The sequence below is a fragment of the Clostridium sp. JNZ X4-2 genome (assembly GCF_054889485.1).
Genome location: NZ_CM142685.1, coordinates 1,870,553 through 1,889,942 on the forward strand (window position 1 = coordinate 1,870,553; position 19,390 = coordinate 1,889,942).

A 19,390-nucleotide genomic window follows, 5' to 3' on the forward strand; every position below is an offset into this window, starting at 1 on the left:
AAAAGCCTATTTTTTCTTCACTGTGATTTTTCTTGATATATTCCCCCAAAAATCCACAGTCCTTATTTCATACTTGGATTTTTCTGAACTATTCCTACATACAAATTCTCCTAATGATTGTTTATTATTCCCTCCATACTTTCTCTGAACTGAGGGTGAATATATTTCCTTTCCATTACAATATAATTTATACCCTGCTACATTTTTAGTTGTTTCCCATTGAATCAAAGTCTCATTATTTCCTTTATTAATTTTAATCCATTGGGGTGCATGGGGTTTTTTATTATAAATTTCATGCTGGTACAAATATCTTTTATAAGCCCTGTGAAAACCGCTGTTTATATTATTTGGGCTATAATAATGACTATAGGCAAAAGTTATCATGTCATCTACAAATGGATTCTCAAATTTCATCTGTTTTATAAATCTCTTTATTGGGGCACTAGACCAACTAATGTGATCAAAAGTCTCCACGTTGGCCCAGAATAAAATACCCTTTTTTGACTTTACAGCTTTGTTAAGAGCATTAAACCAATCTTTTACCTCCGTTATATGAAGACCGCCTCCACCAACTGAGTCCTGAGGGCAGAAAATATCTCCTTTTTTTAAATTAGTCAGTTCAAAAAAATGCTTCCAATTATCTGCATAAACTTGTGGGATTGAATATTTTGAGTTCATAAAAGGCGATATCATAAATGGCAGTCTTGTATTATTGTCATCCATATAATTTAAATTTATATTGACAGCATTAGCCAATATTTTAAAATCCCTTGAGTTTTTAAAATTAAGATTATCCACTTCATATACCCAATACCATCCATAAAAAGCATTTTTATATTTTTCATGGTATTTTTCATATAATTCCCTTACTATCAGGTTTCCGCTTTTCATCTGGTTGTACAGCCATTCTGGTTTTCTAGGTCCCATTTTCCACCACATACTGTTATAATCAATTCCCAGGAATACTTTAAATCCAGCTTTTTCACAGTTTCTTAGACATATATCTACTACATCGTATGCTCCTATTTTACTTTCATTTTTTATTGAGGTTTTATATATTCTCCTAATATCTTGATTTTGAACAATAAAAGTATTCATAACAATATACTTCATTTTAACTTCTTTTAAATAGGAAAGCTCTCTCTGCCATTTTAAGTCATTCCAGTTCATCACCATATCCGGTTGAATAAATGTCCCTGACACTTGTGGAAAATATTTCTTTCTTATTTCTTCATAAGAATTAATCAATCCGTAAAGAAACTTACTGATCATATAATACCCCTCATCAGACTTTCAATTATTTATATCTTCTATAAAATGGATATGATTTTTCATGATTTTATAGAACCTTTAATTAATTTTTAAGTTTGACACAAATATTTATCTACTTTATAATTTAGTTACACAATGAAAGAAAATAAGGAAGCGAAAATTAATATGATAAATATTATCAAAACTGCAATTATAACTATAGTAATATCATTTATATCTGGATTACTGTTAGATTATTATAAAAACCTGGCGCCTAAAATATTATGTACCATAGGAAATGGTATACCTATGGTGATAAATAACAAAAGGATTTTTGCATACATTATTACTGTCAGCAATGTATCCAATAAAATAATTCATCAGTTAACTCTAAATATACAAAGTTCACAAAATAACTTAAAAATTACAGATGCCAAGATAACAAAAGGTTTGAAATTTGATTCCTCAATAAAAAATAATATTTTAGATGTGTATATACCTTTTTTAAGTAATGGTGATAAATTTTCAGTTACATTATATGTGGAAAATGCAGTACCCAGCAAACCTGCTATTATAATCAGATCACCTGAAAATTTTAAGAGGATAGACTCTATAGAACAAAATGGGATCCTGTCCTTATTGTTTAATATACCTAAAAGTATAAATCAAGCACTACGGAAAACAATGGGAAAAAACAAAGCAGCAGTTTCCAATAAAAAAGATGATTTTCCAAAGGTTATAAATAAGGCATCAGACGATGGGAAAACAACAAATATGGGAAATAGAGAATTTATGCATAAAAATAAGAAACCCAGCAAAAATAAAAAGGCAATGATAATTATTGTATCAATTATTTTAGTTATGATTGTTGGAGCTTTAGGGAAATCTTATTTAAAGGGAAAACCTAATAATACAGCAACTCCTACTGTAAAAACTACTGTTCACGGACAATCCAATAATGCAGCAGGGTCAACAGGTGGAACAAATAAAAGCACAGATACAAAGACATCAACAGATGGGACCACCGGAAATTCAGATTCAAAGACATCAACTAGCGGAACATCCGGAAATACAAATTCAAAGACATCAACTGGTGGAACATCCGGAAATACAAATTCAAAGACATCAACTGGTGGAGCATCCGGAAATTCAGGTTCAAATTCATCAACTGGTGGAACATCCGGAAATTCAGGTTCAAATTCATCAACTGGTGGAACATCCGGAAATTCAGATCCAAATTCATCAACTGGTGGAACATCCGGAAATACGGATTCGAATTCATCAACTGGTGGAACAACTGGAAATTCAAATTCATCAACGGGAAATACTGGTGGAACAACTGAAAATACAGGCAATTAACTTATCAATATATTTTTTGAAATACATTGTATACTACAGGATGTTTGCCGCATCCTGTAGTATTTTCTGTATTTCTAATTATTTATCACAGTTACCCCCAACTACTTAAATACATAGTTTTGTCTTATTATGATAAAAAGTTGTTGACAAAGACATGTACACAGTTTAGAATTAAATTCATCAAATAAAAGTTATGATGGAGACAAGTAAAAAATATTTCACCAACAGTGAGCTGGAGATAGTGTGAACCCAGCGGCAGAGTTTTTTTGAATAACACTCCGGAGCTGCAAACTGAAATATTTGCAGACTGTCTTTTAAACCAAAGGTTTGAAACAGTTCCATATAAAGTAGGGGCGTCGTATTCCATGCGTTATTTGGATACCAGTAGTAGCTGGAAAGAGACCAATATTATGATATGGTAAATTAGGTGGCACCACGGATAAGCGTCAATTCGTCCTATTATTAAGACGAATTGACGCTGTTTTTATATCTAAGGAGGGCTATTAATATGTGTACAATTATGTGTTATACAGGAACAGATATGAAATATGAAAAATTTGCAAAAGCATTGCAGAGAACCGAGTCGAGAGGACCGGATATGATGGAGATTCTTAGTTTGCCATCTGGTATTTTGGGTTTTCAAAGACTTTCCATTATGGATTTAAGTTTTAGCGGAATGCAGCCATTTACAAGGAAAATGGATGCAGCTATATGTAATGGTGAAATTTACGGCTTCCGTGAAATCAAAAAGGAACTAATAAAAAAAGGACATAAGTTTATTTCTAATAGTGATTGTGAAATATTGCTTCCCATGTATTATGAATATGGACTGGATATGTTCTCAAAATTAGATGCAGAATTTGCAGCTATTATCTACGATGGGAAAAAGAACAGTTACATTGCAGCACGAGATCCAATTGGAATTCGTCCTCTATTCTATGGTTATTCTAAGTCAGGTAAAATTATATTTGCAAGTGAATCCAAAAATTTAATTGGTCTTACAGATAAGATTATGCCATTTCCGCCAGGACATTATTATGCTGATGGTAAATTTACATGCTATTGTGATATTGCTGCAACAGATGCTGACTACTGCAAAGACGGCCTAGAAGTTATCTGCAGCAAAATTCATGATAAATTGGTAGCTGCTATAGAAAAACGTATGGATGCCGATGCTCCTGTAGGTTTCTTGCTAAGCGGGGGACTGGACAGTTCGTTGGTATGTGCAGTTGCTCAAAAAATAGCTCCTGGAAAGCCAATCAGAACATTTGCCATAGGTATGACCGAAGATGCAATTGACTTAAAATACGCACAGGAAGTTGCAGATTATATTCATAGTGATCACACTGTTGTTTATATGACAAAAGAAGAAGTGCTTCAATCCCTTGATGAAGTTGTTAAAATTCTCGGGACATACGATATTACCACAATAAGAGCAAGTATGGGAATGTATTTGATTTGCAAGAAAATACATGAAATTTCTGATGTGAGAGTACTTCTGACCGGTGAAATTTCCGATGAATTATTTGGCTATAAATATACCGATTTTGCTCCAAATGCAGAAGAATTCCAAAAGGAATCGCAGAAGAGAATCCAAGAGCTTTATATGTATGATGTACTTCGTGCAGACCGTTGTATCAGCTCAAATTCGATGGAAGCAAGAGTACCTTTCGGAGATTTGGATTTTGTAAAATATGTTATGTCTATCGACCCTGAAAAGAAACTGAACAAATACAACAAGGGCAAGTATCTTTTGAGACATGCATTTGAAGGCGATTATCTGCCGCAGGATATTTTATATCGTGAAAAAGCAGCATTTAGTGATGCTGTAGGACATTCTATGGTAGATTATTTAAAAGAATATGCAGAAACCTATTATTCTGATGAGGACTTTGAAAAACTATGCATCAAGTATGAATATCACGCTAAACCATTCACAAAAGAATCTTTGTTATACAGAGAAATTTTTGAAAAATACTATCCAGGGCAGGCAGAAATGATAGCAGATTTCTGGATGCCGAATAAACAGTGGAAAGGCTGTGACGTAAATGATCCCAGTGCTAGAGTATTGGCAAATTACGGTGCCAGCGGTAAATAATCAAGAGAATATAATTTGTATAAAATAAATAAGACTTAGTTTTATATAACTGAAAATTTTAATTTTCAGTTATATTTTTTTATATCTTGAAGCATCACCTACATGGCTTACACATTTTTAGGGTTTTTCAGTATCGAAGCTGCTTCCGGAAACAAATTTTTAGCTTTAGTGGATGTTATCACACATTCCCGTGATAAACATTTTGTGTAAATAATCATGTTTGTATATTTTTGTACCCGGAATGATGTGAAAATGCCAGTTTAAGTAAAACAGGCGTTATAATTGTAGTCAAAATTACCACAATTAAAGTTGGAAGAAATATTTTCTCTGAAATTATTCCCTCCTGAAGCCCTATATTTGCAGTAATTATAGCCACTTCTCCCCTTGAAATCATACCGGTTCCAATTTGAATGGATTCATGCCTGCTCATTTTGAGAAGCCTTGCAGCACCTCCACAGCCTATTAGTTTTCCAGTCACTGCTGTAATAAACATAACTATGGTGATAAAAAGCACTTCCAGATTAATTCCCTTTAGATTTGCTTCAATTCCAACACTGGCAAAAAATATAAGGGATAAAAATCCTGATGAAATTGCCTTTATGTTTCTCTCCACATATTCCTTATGGGCAAATGATGAAAATATAAGACCGCATATATATGCACCGGTAATAGCTGCTATACCCAAAACTTCAGCAATATATGCAACTAACAGGGCCGAAGCTATGGAAAAGGTAAGCAGTTCCCTGCCTGGTTTTATATGATTTTTGAATTTATTTATAAATTGAGGCAGATATACTACTCCCATTATAGCAAAAACACAAAATAAAATTATTTTTATAAATACAAATACAAGCGATAATATTTCCGCTTCTCCAGTACTTGATCCAGAGGTTTGTGCCACCGCAAGAACTACTGATATAAGCATAAGACCCAATATATCATCTATTACTGCTGCACCGAGAATATTTATACCGGTTTTCGTGTTAAGTTTTCCAAGTTCTTTAAGAGTTTCTACTGTAATACTCACGCTTGTAGCAGTTAAAATAACCCCTACAAATACATTCTCCAAAAAGTTGTCAAAAAATAGATAGGCACTTAAGGTTCCAAGTACAAGCGGAAGCACTATACCTGCCACTCCAATTATGAATGAAGAAAATCCTGCTTTTTTAAATTCTTCCACATTGGTTTCAAGACCTGCTAAAAACATAAGCATAATTACACCAATATCTGCAAGGAGCTTAATATTATCATCATATTGTACAATATTCAATACAACCGGACCAAGTACTACACCTGCAATCAACGCTCCTAAAACTTCAGGCATTTTCAATCTTCTGCTTATCATTCCTCCTATCTTTGTAAATATGAGAATCAATACAATATTAAGCAATATCTTTTCCATATATAATTCCTCCTGGACAAAAAAATAGAAAGCCCCTAAAAGGACTTTCCACCCTAAAAGTCATATTATCTTGAAATCAAATCACTTGATTCAACCGGCATTAACTAGCTTAATCTACAGACATATCATTTTGATAATCATAACATATCTAAAAATATTACGCAATAATTTATATATGCCATTACAGGGCAAACGCATGAAAAGTTATAATCTCTTATGTCCCAGATAAACTCTGGAATAAATTCTATCATTGCTAAATTTTCACATATGGTGGTATGAACCAATAGCTTTTTTTTAATTAACCAGATAGTCCTTGTTATTGGATATATCCCGTGACATCAAAAATAAGCCCTATTTTATCAAGCCAAAAATGTATGCTTTACAATTGAATCAAGAAAATCTTCATTTGTCATTGCTTTAGCCCTTTTCCTTGGGCCACTCATAGGTTTTTCTGTTTCTATATTTCTAAGTATATTAAGTGCAAACTTCCTAAGTAATGATAGATTCTCTGGACTGTGTTCCTTTCTTGTCCTGTTAGAATCTTCATTAAACACTACATCAAGTACCCAATGCATACTTTCAATTCCCCAGTGCTTACGCACAGCATTTGAAAATTTTACAGCATCAGCCGGTAGAGAACTTATATAGTATCTTTTCTCTATTGTTATTTTCCCTTTTTCTTCACTCTTTCGTACAGCTATTCCTATACTTTTTAAACTTTTCCATTCACTGCGTGTACTGAGCCAATCTATACTTTCTGTAATGTAGTATTTTCGTACTTCATTTCTTCCATGTCCCTTATCTACTGTCATTGTATAATTGTATGGAATACCTTTAAAGCCCGTTTCTACTGCATCATCTAAATATTCTTTAACTTCTTCATAAAAAAGCTTCTGGTTTCCTTTTAGTGCAAGCACATAATCAGAATTCTTATCCACTATCGCTTTTACTATATCTTTCTGACATCCCATTGCATCAGTAGTTACAATACATCCATTAATATCTAGTAATTTTAGAAGTTCTGGAATAGCCGTAATTTCATTACTTTTTTCGGCAGTTTTTACCTGTCCTATAACTATTCTATATTTACTTGCCCATGCACTTACTATATGTATTGCTGATTTTTCTTCAGCTATATTACGTGCTCCGCATACAGTCTTTCCATCAATCGCTATAATAGATCCATTCAAACTTGCTGATATTTCTTCTATCCATTTCATAAAACTACTTCTAAATTCTTTTGGGTCAATCCATTCAAAAACTCTTTGCAAGGTATCATGAGAAGGTATCCCATATGGCAAAGTCAGATATTTTTTGAAGAAATCGATCCTGTCGTTTGCAAAATCTTCTATAGCCACCCAGCTGTCACAATTTGCTAATGTTGCAACTACAGCTATGAATAATATTGATGTTAGGTTATGTTTAATTTTTGTATCCTGTCTTTGATCTGTTATAAGTCCAAAATAATGTGTTAACATTTTACGTTTTACCATGGTATTTTACCTCATATAAATTTATATGATTTATAATACCACAATAATATGTTTAAAAGAAGCTCCAAACTTACTATTTTAGGCATTTTAACACTTTGTTTACTCATGCGTTAACCCTGTATGCCATTATGCTTTTATCAGCACATCTTAAGGCCTGTATTTTCATTTTAAATATTCATTAATTATTATAGTACTGTAAAACAAATTCTAGTAGTAATTGAAAATAGGTAACTATAGTTTTTTACAGACATCTTCAGCCCATTTTTGGGCTTTTTCTACATTTTTTTTCGTATCATTTTTAAGAGGATTTTTGAATTCAATTTCACCTAAAAATTCATTTTTCCCAAGTTCACTTTTCATATTTTCAAAAGTTCTTCCATTATTCCCACCATTGCAGCTAAATAAAGCTATTTTCTTGTGGTTTAAATTTGTCCTGTTAAAAAAACTTCTCATGGCAGGAGCAAAATTCCACGCCCAAACTGGAGTTCCAATAAATAAAGCATCATACTCTTCCGGTTTTATATCATAGGGCAAAAGTTCCGGTTTTTCCCTGGCCATAGATTTTTTACCGCCTGTAAGATATCTCATCTTGCTGTTTGGATCTATATCCTTTTTGGGCTTTATCTCCAGTATATCACCTGATACAGCTTTTGAAACAGTTTCAGCTATCAACTTCGTATTTCCTTCAAGGGAGTAGTATACAACGAGAATTTTATTTTTCATAACAAAATATACCTCTTTTCCATTTATTAAAAATTCTTCTCTGTTTCTTGAATCAGGTTCCAGGATCAGCATGGACCATCAAGGAGCACCTGATTGATTTTCTTCTCATTTGCCATGGTTCTTTACTCTATTCTCCATGCTATATCGCAGGACTTTTTTTGGACATATGTCCACACATTCTCCACACAGAATACATTCCGGGTTACTGCATTCTCCTTTGGATACCATTTTCTCCACATCTAGACTCATGGGACATTTTATGCTGCACTGACTGCAGGAAATGCATTTGTCTTGTTCTGCTTTGATATGCAGCTGCGGAATATACAACAATTTACCCACCTTTGTACCAATTACCATGAATGGTGCCATCCAACAGAAATAATGGCAGGCGGCCCTTTTACCAAACAAAACTGATGGAATAAAAAGCAATAGCAATACGCCATAATAGATAATATAATCATAAATATTTGATATGGATATCCCATGGTCAGTCATATGAAACGGATTGATCGTCACATTATTTTTACTTAAAATAAAACATGCCGCAATTGAAACTATCCAAATAAACCAGATACCATACTTTATATTATTTTTCCATCCCTGTTTCAGTGATTTCTCATTTACCAGCATAGCACATTCTTGCAGACCACCTGCTGGGCATAAATATCCGCAAAAAAATCTTCCAAAAAATATTGAGCCGAACAACATCATTGAAAATGTAATGAAACTTCCATTAATTATCCTTTCCATGGCTCCCATAATAATGATGTCTGGTGAAAAATACCACATCGTTATCGGAAATAATAAAAATGCTGTTATCAGCAGCAGTTTTCTAACCTTCTGCCTTTTCATACCTCATTCCCCCTATATCAACTTACTTATTGATTTAAATGAATTTAATCAATAAATAGATTTCTTGAACAAAGCTGTACTAATGCCAATATCACGATAACTCTCTTTGGTGCAATTATGCTATACCACTCATATTCAATATTTTCATTATCATCTTTAGATACAATTATTATAGTTAGATTTGGTACTCTTGACAATAGATACTCATTTTTAATATTCCTTGTCTAAAAACAAATTACAATCTAATGTTCATCTATAAATTTTTGCAATTCATCGTACCATACATCAGGTTCAAATGTTCCAATTCCAGTTTTCTCTCCAAACAAAAGATCTACTTAAATGCACAACCTGGCACATAGACTTATTTCATTGCAATCCCTCCAAACAAATATTCCATTATAAATATATTTTATCAGGTAATTTTTATTAAAAACAAAAATAATATTAATTTGTTATTAAGAAAATTATATCATCTTGTACAATATCTTACTATTATTATATATATCAATACCTTCACTAGATAGCTCCACATCTCTTGATAGATTAAGCAGACTCAACTTGAATTTAAAGAATTACTTGATACCTAAAAATTTTTTTATAATTTCAAAGGCTAAATCCATTCTTCCAACTTGGCAATGTTGTTCACCACCAGTTTCTCTGGTAAAAAGATGTGTCTGGATGTTTTCAGAATGAATTAATTCTTTTTTTATTTTTTGAAGTCTTCTGACAGGAACGTATTGATCCTCTTCTCCAGCCAGTAACAGGCATTCTTGATTTACAAATTTTATTATTTTTCCTGTATTGTACCTTTGTAAGTTCCTTATTAAATCATATGCGTTGTCTTCTCCAGTTATTTGACATCCGTTTTTTACCTTCCATTTTAAATCAATGTCTTTACAAATAACTTTCTGAATAATTGAATTGAGTAATCTTTTTGCTTTGAACTTCAATAACAATTTTAAAACCCAATATTTTGAAATCCCCAAATTCATTTTTAAAGTATCCATAGGTGTATAAAAAATATCCATAGCAACAACCTTATCTATTCTTTTTTCAAAGGCTGCTGCCCGTAATACAAAATATCCACCCCATGAGAGACCAATGGCATCTACTCTGGGTAATTTGAAATAATCTAATATGACAGAAACAGGCTGCTCGAAATTAGGTATAAACCTCATGCCTCTTGAAGAAGTATTTCCCTGACCAGGTCCATCAAAAATTAAAATATTGTAATTTGTTCCTTTCATATACTTAAAAAAAGTTGCAACTTCCTCTAAATATCCATCGAAACCGCCAATTACTAATAGTGTTTTATCAGCATTTTGATTTTTCAAAAATAATGCAGGAAGAAAGCTATTTTTATAGGCAACTTTATATCTTTCATATTTAAATGTATGAAATCCCTTATAAAAGCATCTGATAAATCCTTCGTACAGCTCTTTTTTTCTCAAATCCTCATTAGTTAAATAAAACATAGCAGCCTTGTAATAATTAGCTGCAATATTGAATTTTTGTTCTTTTTCCTTCTTTTCTGCTGATTCAGACCACCAGATGCACCATGAATTCAAATCCTTTATACTTTTTTTCATATCCTTCAAGTCACTTTGAATAGATGAATCATTTTGAAAATCTGAAGTAAAGCGGTTGATCTGGAAATCCAGTTGTTTGTTCCCTGTAATTGTCATCACCTTAAATCACTCCTTTTAATCTAGAGTAAAAGAAGTTAATATAAAAAGGAAGAACAAAATAATACAAATTGTATGAAATCGTACATACTATTCAAATTTGTTTTATATCAGGAGGATTTACATGGAAGATATCAGAGTTGCTAAAACTAAGGAAAGCATTAATCAAAGTTTTTTTTATTTACTAACAAAATTTAGCTTTTCACAAATCACTGTAGGAAATATTTGTGTTAAATCTCGAATTAGTCGTTCAACATTCTATTTTCACTACGAAGACAAATACCATTTACTTAGGGAAAATATAAAAAAATATGTAGAATTATTTGATCCTTCTCTAAAAATCAGATTTACTCACATCAAAGAAAAGAAATTTGTTGAGCTCCTAAATACATTATCTCAAAAAGTACTCAGTCCCAACCAAGAAAGACTGCTATTGCTGTTCAATATCCATGAAAAACAGGGTGGAGACTTAGAAAAAGCTCTCAAAAATAAGCTACAACAAAAATTTAAATTTGAAATACTAAATAAAGTAAAAACAGACATTACATGTGAATTGTTGTCGGAATTATATTGTAATAATGTAATTACATTGATCAAATGGGCACTTAGAAATGAACTGTCAATAAACGATATAAAATTTGTAGCATATACCCAGGAAATTCTTTTAAAAAAAGTTGTAAATTTTACTCATTAGTATACCTTGTTTTATATTTATTTACTATTACAATTTGCTTATACGTCGCATTTACCTATTCCCCAACTTTGCTAACTTCACATACAACAGTATTCTTGCCTTGTTCTTTAGCTTTGTAAAGAAATTTATCCGCTCTTTGCAGCAGTGATTCTGTATTCTCATTTTTTTGGAGGGACACAAGTCCAAAACTGCAGGTAACATTTTCTACTCCGCCACATTTGTTTTCCAGAATGCAAATTCTCATCCTTTCTGTTATTTCAAAAGCCTGGTGGATATCAGTATTTGGAAAAAGTACTACGAATTCCTCCCCACCCCACCTGGCAAAAATATCGGTATTCCGAAGATCACTTTTTATTGTTGATGTTATATTCTGCAGAACACTATCGCCAATAAGATGTCCGTAATTATCATTGACTTTTTTAAAATCGTCAATGTCAAGGATAACCAGTGAAAGGGGATTTCCGTACCTGTTACAATAATCAATCCACCAGTTAAGCTCCTGATCAAATTTCCCCCTGTTGTAAATGCCTGTAAGCGAGTCGGTTACTGACAATCTTAAAAGTTCCCTGCTATCCACAAACCGTTTCCTCCTATAAAAATTGGTCAGGTATGCCTGCATATTTCCAAATATAATAAATATTATACTGTATTCAATAACTTTCAAAAGTACACCGGTTTCCATATTCTCTATATAATTAGTATAAAGCATGAAAAAAATCAGGTTGAAAAAGATAGAAATAATTTGTGCATTAACGAGCTTGTTAGGCGTAATATATACTGCCAGAGTGATAGCCATTATACTGAAGATTGGTGTTAATCCATTAGGTCCATATTTAAGTATTATCATTATAAAAGAAATAAAAAATCCAATCTCATATGCTGTTATCAAATAGATCAGATTGGAATAATTATTGATTTTCTTTACGGCAAAATATATAATTATGGATAAAATAAAAAATAATGTTCTGATTAGTACTATGATCATAAATAAAGAGGGACTTTCAATGGTGAAATAATCAGAAATTATAAAGGACATATATATTACTCCAAATATAAGAGCAATATATCCTGTGATCCTGGAATAATACTTCATATCATAATGTAAAAATTCTCTTTCTAAAGTCTTGTCCACAAATTCACAGGAAAAGGATATATCATACTTGCCTTTACTTTTCATTGATAAGAAACCTCCAAGCTTCAATTTACCATTACCACTGCTTATTCATATATATAAAATTTTACTACTGTTAGCCAATTTTCTCAACAGAACAGGCAAGGAAGAATATTAAATGGATGAGATAATAAAACTTTTTAAAGAAAATGGCTTTGGATTTCTAGCAACTGTGGATAATGGAAAACCTATCTACATATTTTGACTTCCCTCAAGATATAAGAAAAATAATATATGCTACCAATGCTCTGGAAGGTTTCAACAGGCAGCTTAGGAAATTCACTAAAGTAAGAACAGTATTTCCTACAGATGAATCTCTTCTGAAGGCACTATAACCTGGCAACAGAGCAAATAATGTTAAAATGGACATCACCTTATCCAAACTGGGGTAATACACTTGCTCAATTAACTATAATGTTTAAAGAGTGAATAGAACCATTTATATAAAATTATTGCCCGTACTATTTTGTATAAAAATGAATAATAATAGTATTATTGCAAACAATACTATTATTAGAAAGCTACAACATCCCATTATTAGTTATTCCCTAAAAAATAAAAATTACTACAGGAGCTTAATCCCATAGTAATTTCCAAATGGATTTTTCTCTATCTATCTTATTTTACACAAATCTATGAACGTTCCCAATAAATATTTAGTAATGCATTTGAAATTTTCTCAAATCTTTCATCAGTTATACCAAGTTTTTTCTTAAATCTTTTATCTTCCATTCTTGCAACGATTACCTTGTTAGGAGATATTTGTCTAATAATATCTTTTATTTTCTGAATTGATTCTTCATCATCGTTATAGCCCTTAATGATAGTAATTTCAAATATAAATTTTCCTTTGTACTGTTTATTAAAGGCGACCATATTTGAAACATATTCTGACAATGTATATCCTTCAATAGGTCTTTGAATTTTTTGAAAATCCTCTTCTGTTATTATTTTTATTTCTCCAACAATTTCATCACATTTATTAGCAATTTTCATATATTTATCTCTACCTAATAAATATCCATTAGAAAGCAGTCTTACAGGTAAACCTTTGCCTTTGATAAAGTCAATAATATCATCGATTTTATCATTTACTAAGGCTTCTCCTTTTGAGTTAATAAATATTAATTCTGGTTTTGTATTTTCTATCATACTTTCTATTTCAGCCAATGAACTTTCTATTTTATTAAATGACCTTTGAGTATCTACTTTATTTTGAGACCTTCCAATAGGACAAAATATGCAGTCAAAGTTGCAATACTTTTCTGGAAGTATGTTAATTTCCAGTACCCTTTTTCCATCTTCAATATAAATATCTTTATAACTGAAATCGCCCATTGCCGTATCCTCCTCAAATTACTTTATTGATACTTCTTTGTTGTTAATATCAAGAATTGAAATCTTACATGTTCCGCCTAAATTATCACGTACTGTTTCTGCTAAATCTTTTAAAGCATTTTCAAACTCTTTTAATCTTCTTTCATCAATTAATTCAACGCATAAAAAAGCATTCTTTGTATTTTCAGTGAGCATTGTTCTTACTGATTCCCGCCAATTAAAACATCTGCAAATTGCTCCTTCATCATCTTTATATACTATTTCACCTTCATATGGTGGTTCATTTTTATCCGTTCCTAATGTAATAAAATTTTCATTTCCGACTGCCTTAGTTAATCTTATATTCCCAACAAATGCATCAATATCTTCGCCACCACAAGGCATAGCATATCTTAAAGAAATAGAATTGTAAATATCAACTAATCAATTAATAGTCCCTATATGATTTCCTTTATGCACTCGTTTTAGCAATGCTTCAATAGATGATCTTGCACCTTTCTTTGTTTTAAATTTTTTGAAGGCTTCTCTCCATACTTTTATAACTTCATTACTACTGAATTCTGCATTTTCCAGATATTTTAAGGTTTTCTCTTCTGAATCATGAATCATATCCTTATATTGCTTTTCATTTTTTATAGAGTTATCTATGCCATGACAAACAACAACTCCTATCCTGGCACCTGGAAATAAACTCCAAAAATCATCTTCAATGACAAACTTTTTCACTAAAATTCCTCCTTCATATTAAAATTAAATAGCTGCATATTTTCTTCTTATTATTTTTCTTTCAGTAAAACTATACTTATTTTTTACTATTTTTAAATTATATACGATAATTAATCTATTGATATTAATTTTAAACCAACGATTCCAAGAACTATAAATGCAATACAAATCATGCGCATTAAATTAATCGGTTCTTTGAATAAAATAATACCTAAGATTACGGTGCCAACAGTTCCTATCCCTGTCCAAATTGCATATGCATTGCCTAGTGGTAAGCTTTTTAAAGACAATGATAAAAAATAGAAACTTACAACCATTCCCATAATAGTTAATATACTAGGTAATATTTTTGTAAGTCCTTGAGAATATTTAAGCCCTATTGCCCAACTTACTTCAAAAAAACCTGCTGTAACTAAATAAATCCATTCCATAAACCTTACCTCCCTAAATTAGTAGTTAAGATTTATAGTAATATTTCATGGCTTATTTAAAAGAAAATAAAAAAAAGCCTAAGGAAATATTATAAAAATATCTCCCAGGCTTTTATCCTTCCGTGTACACAATTAAATGTGCGTTCTCTCTCGGACCGGCCAGTTACAAACTGCGGAACCCTAGAAAACTTAAATATATAATTAAATTATGATTCACAAGTTTAAACTTACAGGTTGATTTTAGCATAATATTAAGATTGCGTCAACTATATGCCTTCCTTCGCAAAATCTTACTGTTACGTATTAATTATATAAAATAATATTATTAGTTTTTACAATAATTTAAAATATATATTAACTATTCCAATTTAAATTATAAATAAACTTCTTTTTCTGCTTTGCGTTCCTGTGATAACGCTGTTTTCTTAATGCCTTGAATCACACCTTCCAGTGCTAACAATCTATAAATACATGCAGAGCAATTATAGTATTACCTATTAAGGCAATAAAAAATAGCAACCCCTGCTGCAAATGGATGGCTACTATTTTTTATTATAAATTACTAGCCACACCAGTTAACTGAGCAACTAGATTGTACACTACGGGATGTTCTCAGAATTAGGAATTTCCAATATTTCTCTAATCCAGAGAATTCGTCTTTTCAAGATATTCAAAATCCAATGGAATCTTACTTTCATCACCCCTACGTATGTTAGTAAATCCACACTCAAATAACATTCTGCGGCAGCGTGCCATATCCATACCACGATTTTTAGAAGTATCACCCTGACAGTCACGAGGATTTGCTCCGCTTTCTGCAGTAATGATATTTGCACCTGATACATAACTAAGCTGGTTTGGCTCATGAACACCCATGTAAGCCATAGTAGGCAGGGTGACAGTACATAGTGCAATAACAGCAACAATGTGTGCAAGCCTCAATTCACTGATTTGGCCATACTTTGCAAGAGGTGTACCCGGTACCGCTACCCTGCGCATTGCAGCATGCTGGTATATTCCCATTTCTGCACCAATAAATATGTTGTCAACCAGCTGATCTATTGTGTGCTCAGGGCCAATTGGTTCACAGCATGTATAAAGCTCCAGACCGGCATCAAGAGCATTTTGCATTGTCCGGATTCTATTTTCAGGTTTTAAGTTTGTATCCATACCTTCTCCCAGGCGGCAAACGTGATACACACCGGTGACACCCGCTTCTCGTATTTCTTTAAATGTATCAAGGTCGGTATCCCCTATATTTGCCCATATCTGTGTGGTTACAGGAGCAATCTTTTTTGCACGGTGTATAATATTTAGGAAATTTTCAATATTATACTCATGCATTGTCATAAGGTACAGTCCATAAAGGTCTCCTTCTTTACAGAAACTTTCCATTTTCTCCTGCAGTTCCTCCTGTCCAATATGACTGTATTCAAACTTTGTATGCCCGTCTCCAAAGGTACAGAACTTGCATTTGCCAGGGCATGGAGATGTTTCCACGCCAATCTGACCCAGTATGATGGCCGAATTGTCATTTTTCCCTCTGATTATACTGTTGGCAGTACTGCGTATCAGCCCGGACTCGTAGCTTGTCTCATCAATAGACAGCAGGTATTTACATTCCTCCCGCTTTAGGGGGATATTACTCCAGGCTTTATCTAAAATTTGCTGAAGTTTTCGTTCAATTTTCATTTTTTATCTTCTCCTTTTAACTGCATATCCTCTGATAAGATCTCAGCTAAAACCTCTGTGACATAGGCCACCAATTTGGGACAAAAGCTAAAGAGCAGTCCCTTTTCCAGAATAATTTTCATTTCCTCCGGTTTACTGATGTCATAACCCAGCAGTTCCCTGCAAACTGTAGAATCATACCTCATTAAAAATTTTTTTCTGAATTCGTTTACTTTAACTATATTTTGATTTTTGATATCCGGAGTGTTCTTCAAATAATGACCATATTTCAAACCAATTGCTATCAATGCACCGATGACTGCACCACAGGTTTCTCCACAGAACATGCCGGCCCCAAAGCTGGCAGCCATTTTATTTGTCTGTTTTGTATCCATGCCAAGTTCTTTTGCAAAGCTGGCAAGCACTACCTGGCCACAGTCAAAACCCTGTTCAAACAATTCTGCAATTTCATTTTCTCTCATTGAAGCTTTCCCCCTGTCTCTGAATAACTTTATTCCATATATCTGTTACTTGTTTAAGTAGTAACCCCTCCGCAGCTAGAGCCGCTGCCAGCCGTACAGGCATAACAATGATTCCCAAAAACAATCTTTCGAGAGGTCATGCTTCTTCCTTTTAAATCTTGAATTTGGCCAACGCCCTCTGCTGTCATTCCAAGAGCCTGATTAAAATCACAGTCATACAATAAACCATCCCAACCCACTGACAACTGGCTGCGGCACATCATATTTTCTAGTGCTTCAGGGTTAAAGGCAGACACCAAACGATTCATATAAGACTTTAGATTTCCACTTCTTTCTAAAAATTCACCAAACCGACCGATGGGATTATTCGTAATAGTATATAACTTATTAAATGTAATTCCGTATTGTTCCATCAGTTTCTTTTTGTACTCCAATGTCAGCCTGTCCTGCTTTGGTGGTAAAAAAGCACCGCCTGGATTGTATACCAAATTCAGCACCAAATCTGGCGTTTTACCATATCCCAGCTGGTTAAATTTCTTCAGCATATCAATGGATGCCTTAAAAACCCCAATGCCTCTTTGCCGGTCAGTATCCTTTTCTGAGTAGTATGGCAGAGATGCTACAATTTCCACCTTATGCTGAGCATATAACTCTGGCAAATGAGTATAACCTTTTTCCGTTAGAATAACCAAATTAGATCTAACTATAGTATGTATAGCCTTTTTCGATGCTTCCTCTACCAGCCATTGAAAATCAGGATTCATTTCAGGTGATCCTCCTGTAATGTCAAGTACGGAGAAGTCATTTTCTTTAAATACCTGCAGACAATCTTTCATAGTTTGGCGGTTCATGATTTCTGTGCGTGTAGGACCGGCCTCCACATGGCAGTGTTTACAGGCTAGATTGCAGCGATTGCTGATGTTTATTTGCATGACATCCAGTTGGGGCTTTGTTATACAAAAGTCTTGATCCTGAACCTTTTCCGAAAAAGGAGGGATTCCATCAATGTGCTCCAAATATAAATTTTTTTTCATGTTTGTTCCCCCTAAAGTTCAAGTTTTCTAATTACATTCTTTGCCTGCATACCATGTGCTAATGTAGCTCCTCCCCTGATAGCTGCAGCAACGTGAACAGCTTCAATCATTTGCTCCTGATTCACACCCATTTCCAAAAGCGTCTGTGTATAAGAATCAATACAATAAGGACATTGGACAGCATGTGCCACCGCAAAAGCAATAAGTGCCTTTTCTTTAGCGGTCAATGCTCCATCAGCAAATACCTGACCATAATAAGCCATAAATTTTTCCCACATTTCGGGCGCATCTTCTCCCATATTCCCAAACTGAAGTAAATCTTCCGGATTATAATAAGTATCCATTTTTTCCTCCTTCTGTATATTAAATAAATTATTAGACATTATCTAATAGTTATGCTATAATTTTATAATATTATAAATAATCTGTCAATATTCTTTCACAAGAAACTCTAATTTAAAGGGAAATATTTCATGATATGAATTTTTATATGGAATAAACCCACCCGAAATAAATAATATGAAAAAATTTGCTGATTATATTTATGAAATATGGCTAAATATAAAATACTTAAAAGCAGAAGGTGTTTAATATTATGAAACTTTATACAAAATGTTCCTGTGAAGGTGGTAACTTAGATAAATTCCTTCACCCAATAATACTTAAAATACTTTATGAATGTGATGCTTATGGTTATATAATTTTAAAAAAAATAGCTGAGTCTTCCATGATAAAAGGTACTAAACCTGATCCTACAGGGGTATACAGACAATTAAAGGCTATGGAAGAAAGAGGACTGCTTACATCAAAGAAACAGGTTTCTGACAATGGGAATTTAGTAAAATGCTATAGTATTACTAAAGATGGCACAGAATGTCTTTTTAAATGGATTCACACACTTAAGAATTATAGGGATTCTATAGATCTTTTACTTGAAGAAATACAAAAAACAATAAAATAAATAAAACTAATATGGAGGC

The 19,390-nt window shown here is 32.8% G+C and carries 17 protein-coding genes, 3 pseudogenes, 1 riboswitch and 2 other annotated features; of the genes and pseudogenes, 5 read left to right on the forward strand and 15 right to left on the reverse strand.

The genetic code is table 11. From position 1 onward, the window contains the following. Positions 1-6: 6 nt before the first annotated feature. Positions 7-1,272 (reverse strand): DUF4434 domain-containing protein, encoded by a 1,266-nt coding sequence (locus ACYUJ6_RS09020; RefSeq protein WP_461842470.1) that lies wholly within the window; start codon positions 1,270-1,272, stop codon positions 7-9. Between the two features lie 165 nt (positions 1,273-1,437). Between ACYUJ6_RS09020 and ACYUJ6_RS09025 the strand changes: the two genes are divergently transcribed. Beyond that, the gene (locus tag ACYUJ6_RS09025; RefSeq protein ID WP_461842471.1) at positions 1,438-2,610 is read left to right on the forward strand and encodes a hypothetical protein; all 1,173 of its coding nucleotides are present in this window, start codon (positions 1,438-1,440) and stop codon (positions 2,608-2,610) included. A gap of 184 nt (positions 2,611-2,794) precedes the next feature. Next, positions 2,795-3,072: a binding site (T-box leader), on the forward strand. 46 nt (positions 3,073-3,118) lie between these two features. Continuing rightward, the gene (gene asnB, locus ACYUJ6_RS09030; RefSeq protein ID WP_461842472.1) at positions 3,119-4,708 is read left to right on the forward strand and encodes an asparagine synthase B; all 1,590 of its coding nucleotides are present in this window, start codon (positions 3,119-3,121) and stop codon (positions 4,706-4,708) included. A gap of 214 nt (positions 4,709-4,922) precedes the next feature. On the opposite strand, the gene ACYUJ6_RS09035 is transcribed toward asnB, so the two are convergent. The 5 genes from ACYUJ6_RS09035 to ACYUJ6_RS09055 form a co-directional block, all read right to left on the reverse strand. Continuing rightward, positions 4,923-6,110, reverse strand: a complete 1,188-nt coding sequence (locus ACYUJ6_RS09035) for a cation:proton antiporter (RefSeq protein WP_461842473.1) — start codon at positions 6,108-6,110, stop codon at positions 4,923-4,925. 42 nt (positions 6,111-6,152) lie between these two features. Next, positions 6,153-6,206 (reverse strand) — a sequence feature (sodium ion sensor (DUF1646 type); this cis-regulatory element may regulate processes involved in with the transportation of sodium ions). A 263-nt stretch (positions 6,207-6,469) separates the two neighbouring features. Next, positions 6,470-7,603: an ISAs1 family transposase gene (locus ACYUJ6_RS09040; RefSeq protein ID WP_461842474.1), complete on the reverse strand. Its 1,134-nt coding sequence runs from the start codon at positions 7,601-7,603 to the stop codon at positions 6,470-6,472. Between the two features lie 231 nt (positions 7,604-7,834). Continuing rightward, positions 7,835-8,326 carry a flavodoxin family protein gene (locus tag ACYUJ6_RS09045; protein ID WP_461842475.1) on the reverse strand — a complete coding sequence of 164 codons (492 nt, stop codon included), beginning with the start codon at positions 8,324-8,326 and terminating at the stop codon, positions 7,835-7,837. Between the two features lie 105 nt (positions 8,327-8,431). Then, a complete protein-coding gene (locus ACYUJ6_RS09050) occupies positions 8,432-9,178 on the reverse strand; it encodes a 4Fe-4S binding protein (protein WP_461842476.1) in 747 nt (248 codons plus the stop codon). 572 nt (positions 9,179-9,750) lie between these two features. Continuing rightward, positions 9,751-10,863 carry an alpha/beta fold hydrolase gene (locus ACYUJ6_RS09055; RefSeq protein WP_461845475.1) on the reverse strand — a complete coding sequence of 371 codons (1,113 nt, stop codon included), beginning with the start codon at positions 10,861-10,863 and terminating at the stop codon, positions 9,751-9,753. Positions 10,864-10,987: 124 nt separating this feature from the next. Here ACYUJ6_RS09055 and ACYUJ6_RS09060 point away from each other — a divergent pair, with 124 nt between their 5' ends. Then, positions 10,988-11,557: a hypothetical protein gene (locus ACYUJ6_RS09060; RefSeq protein ID WP_461842477.1), complete on the forward strand. Its 570-nt coding sequence runs from the start codon at positions 10,988-10,990 to the stop codon at positions 11,555-11,557. Between the two features lie 55 nt (positions 11,558-11,612). Here the strand turns inward: ACYUJ6_RS09060 and ACYUJ6_RS09065 are convergent, their stop codons facing one another. After that, positions 11,613-12,734, reverse strand: coding sequence for a GGDEF domain-containing protein (locus tag ACYUJ6_RS09065; protein ID WP_461842478.1), 1,122 nt, complete (start codon positions 12,732-12,734; stop codon positions 11,613-11,615). A 176-nt stretch (positions 12,735-12,910) separates the two neighbouring features. On the opposite strand from ACYUJ6_RS09065, the pseudogene ACYUJ6_RS09070 reads away from it, so the two are divergent. Further along, a pseudogene (locus ACYUJ6_RS09070) lies at positions 12,911-13,157 on the forward strand (transposase); the annotation flags it as partial. A 204-nt stretch (positions 13,158-13,361) separates the two neighbouring features. Here ACYUJ6_RS09070 and ACYUJ6_RS09075 read toward each other — a convergent pair. The 8 genes and pseudogenes from ACYUJ6_RS09075 to ACYUJ6_RS09110 all read right to left on the reverse strand — a co-directional run bounded on the left by ACYUJ6_RS09075 (position 13,362) and on the right by ACYUJ6_RS09110 (position 18,754). Next, positions 13,362-14,066, reverse strand: a complete 705-nt coding sequence (locus ACYUJ6_RS09075) for a radical SAM protein (protein WP_461842479.1) — start codon at positions 14,064-14,066, stop codon at positions 13,362-13,364. An 18-nt stretch (positions 14,067-14,084) separates the two neighbouring features. Next, positions 14,085-14,792 (reverse strand): annotated as a pseudogene (locus tag ACYUJ6_RS09080) (B3/B4 domain-containing protein). Positions 14,793-14,902: 110 nt separating this feature from the next. Then, positions 14,903-15,223 carry a quaternary ammonium compound efflux SMR transporter SugE gene (gene sugE, locus ACYUJ6_RS09085; protein WP_461842480.1) on the reverse strand — a complete coding sequence of 107 codons (321 nt, stop codon included), beginning with the start codon at positions 15,221-15,223 and terminating at the stop codon, positions 14,903-14,905. Between the two features lie 99 nt (positions 15,224-15,322). Then, positions 15,323-15,418, reverse strand: a riboswitch (guanidine-I (ykkC/yxkD leader). A 178-nt stretch (positions 15,419-15,596) separates the two neighbouring features. Next, a pseudogene (locus ACYUJ6_RS09090) lies at positions 15,597-15,701 on the reverse strand (competence protein TfoX); the annotation flags it as partial. A gap of 161 nt (positions 15,702-15,862) precedes the next feature. Beyond that, a complete protein-coding gene (locus tag ACYUJ6_RS09095; RefSeq protein ID WP_461842481.1) occupies positions 15,863-16,915 on the reverse strand; it encodes a biotin synthase BioB in 1,053 nt (350 codons plus the stop codon). Then, on the reverse strand, positions 16,912-17,376 hold the full coding sequence (locus ACYUJ6_RS09100; protein WP_461842482.1) for a C-GCAxxG-C-C family protein: 465 nt from the start codon (positions 17,374-17,376) through the stop codon (positions 16,912-16,914). The genes ACYUJ6_RS09095 and ACYUJ6_RS09100 overlap by 4 nt, the downstream gene beginning before the upstream one ends. Positions 17,377-17,429: 53 nt before the next feature. Then, positions 17,430-18,410, reverse strand: coding sequence for an arsenosugar biosynthesis radical SAM (seleno)protein ArsS (arsS, locus tag ACYUJ6_RS09105; protein ID WP_461842483.1), 981 nt, complete (start codon positions 18,408-18,410; stop codon positions 17,430-17,432). Positions 18,411-18,421: 11 nt separating this feature from the next. After that, on the reverse strand, positions 18,422-18,754 hold the full coding sequence (locus ACYUJ6_RS09110; protein WP_461842484.1) for an arsenosugar biosynthesis-associated peroxidase-like protein: 333 nt from the start codon (positions 18,752-18,754) through the stop codon (positions 18,422-18,424). 251 nt (positions 18,755-19,005) lie between these two features. On the opposite strand from ACYUJ6_RS09110, the gene ACYUJ6_RS09115 reads away from it, so the two are divergent. Continuing rightward, positions 19,006-19,371 (forward strand): PadR family transcriptional regulator, encoded by a 366-nt coding sequence (locus tag ACYUJ6_RS09115; protein WP_461842485.1) that lies wholly within the window; start codon positions 19,006-19,008, stop codon positions 19,369-19,371. Positions 19,372-19,390: the final 19 nt, after the last annotated feature.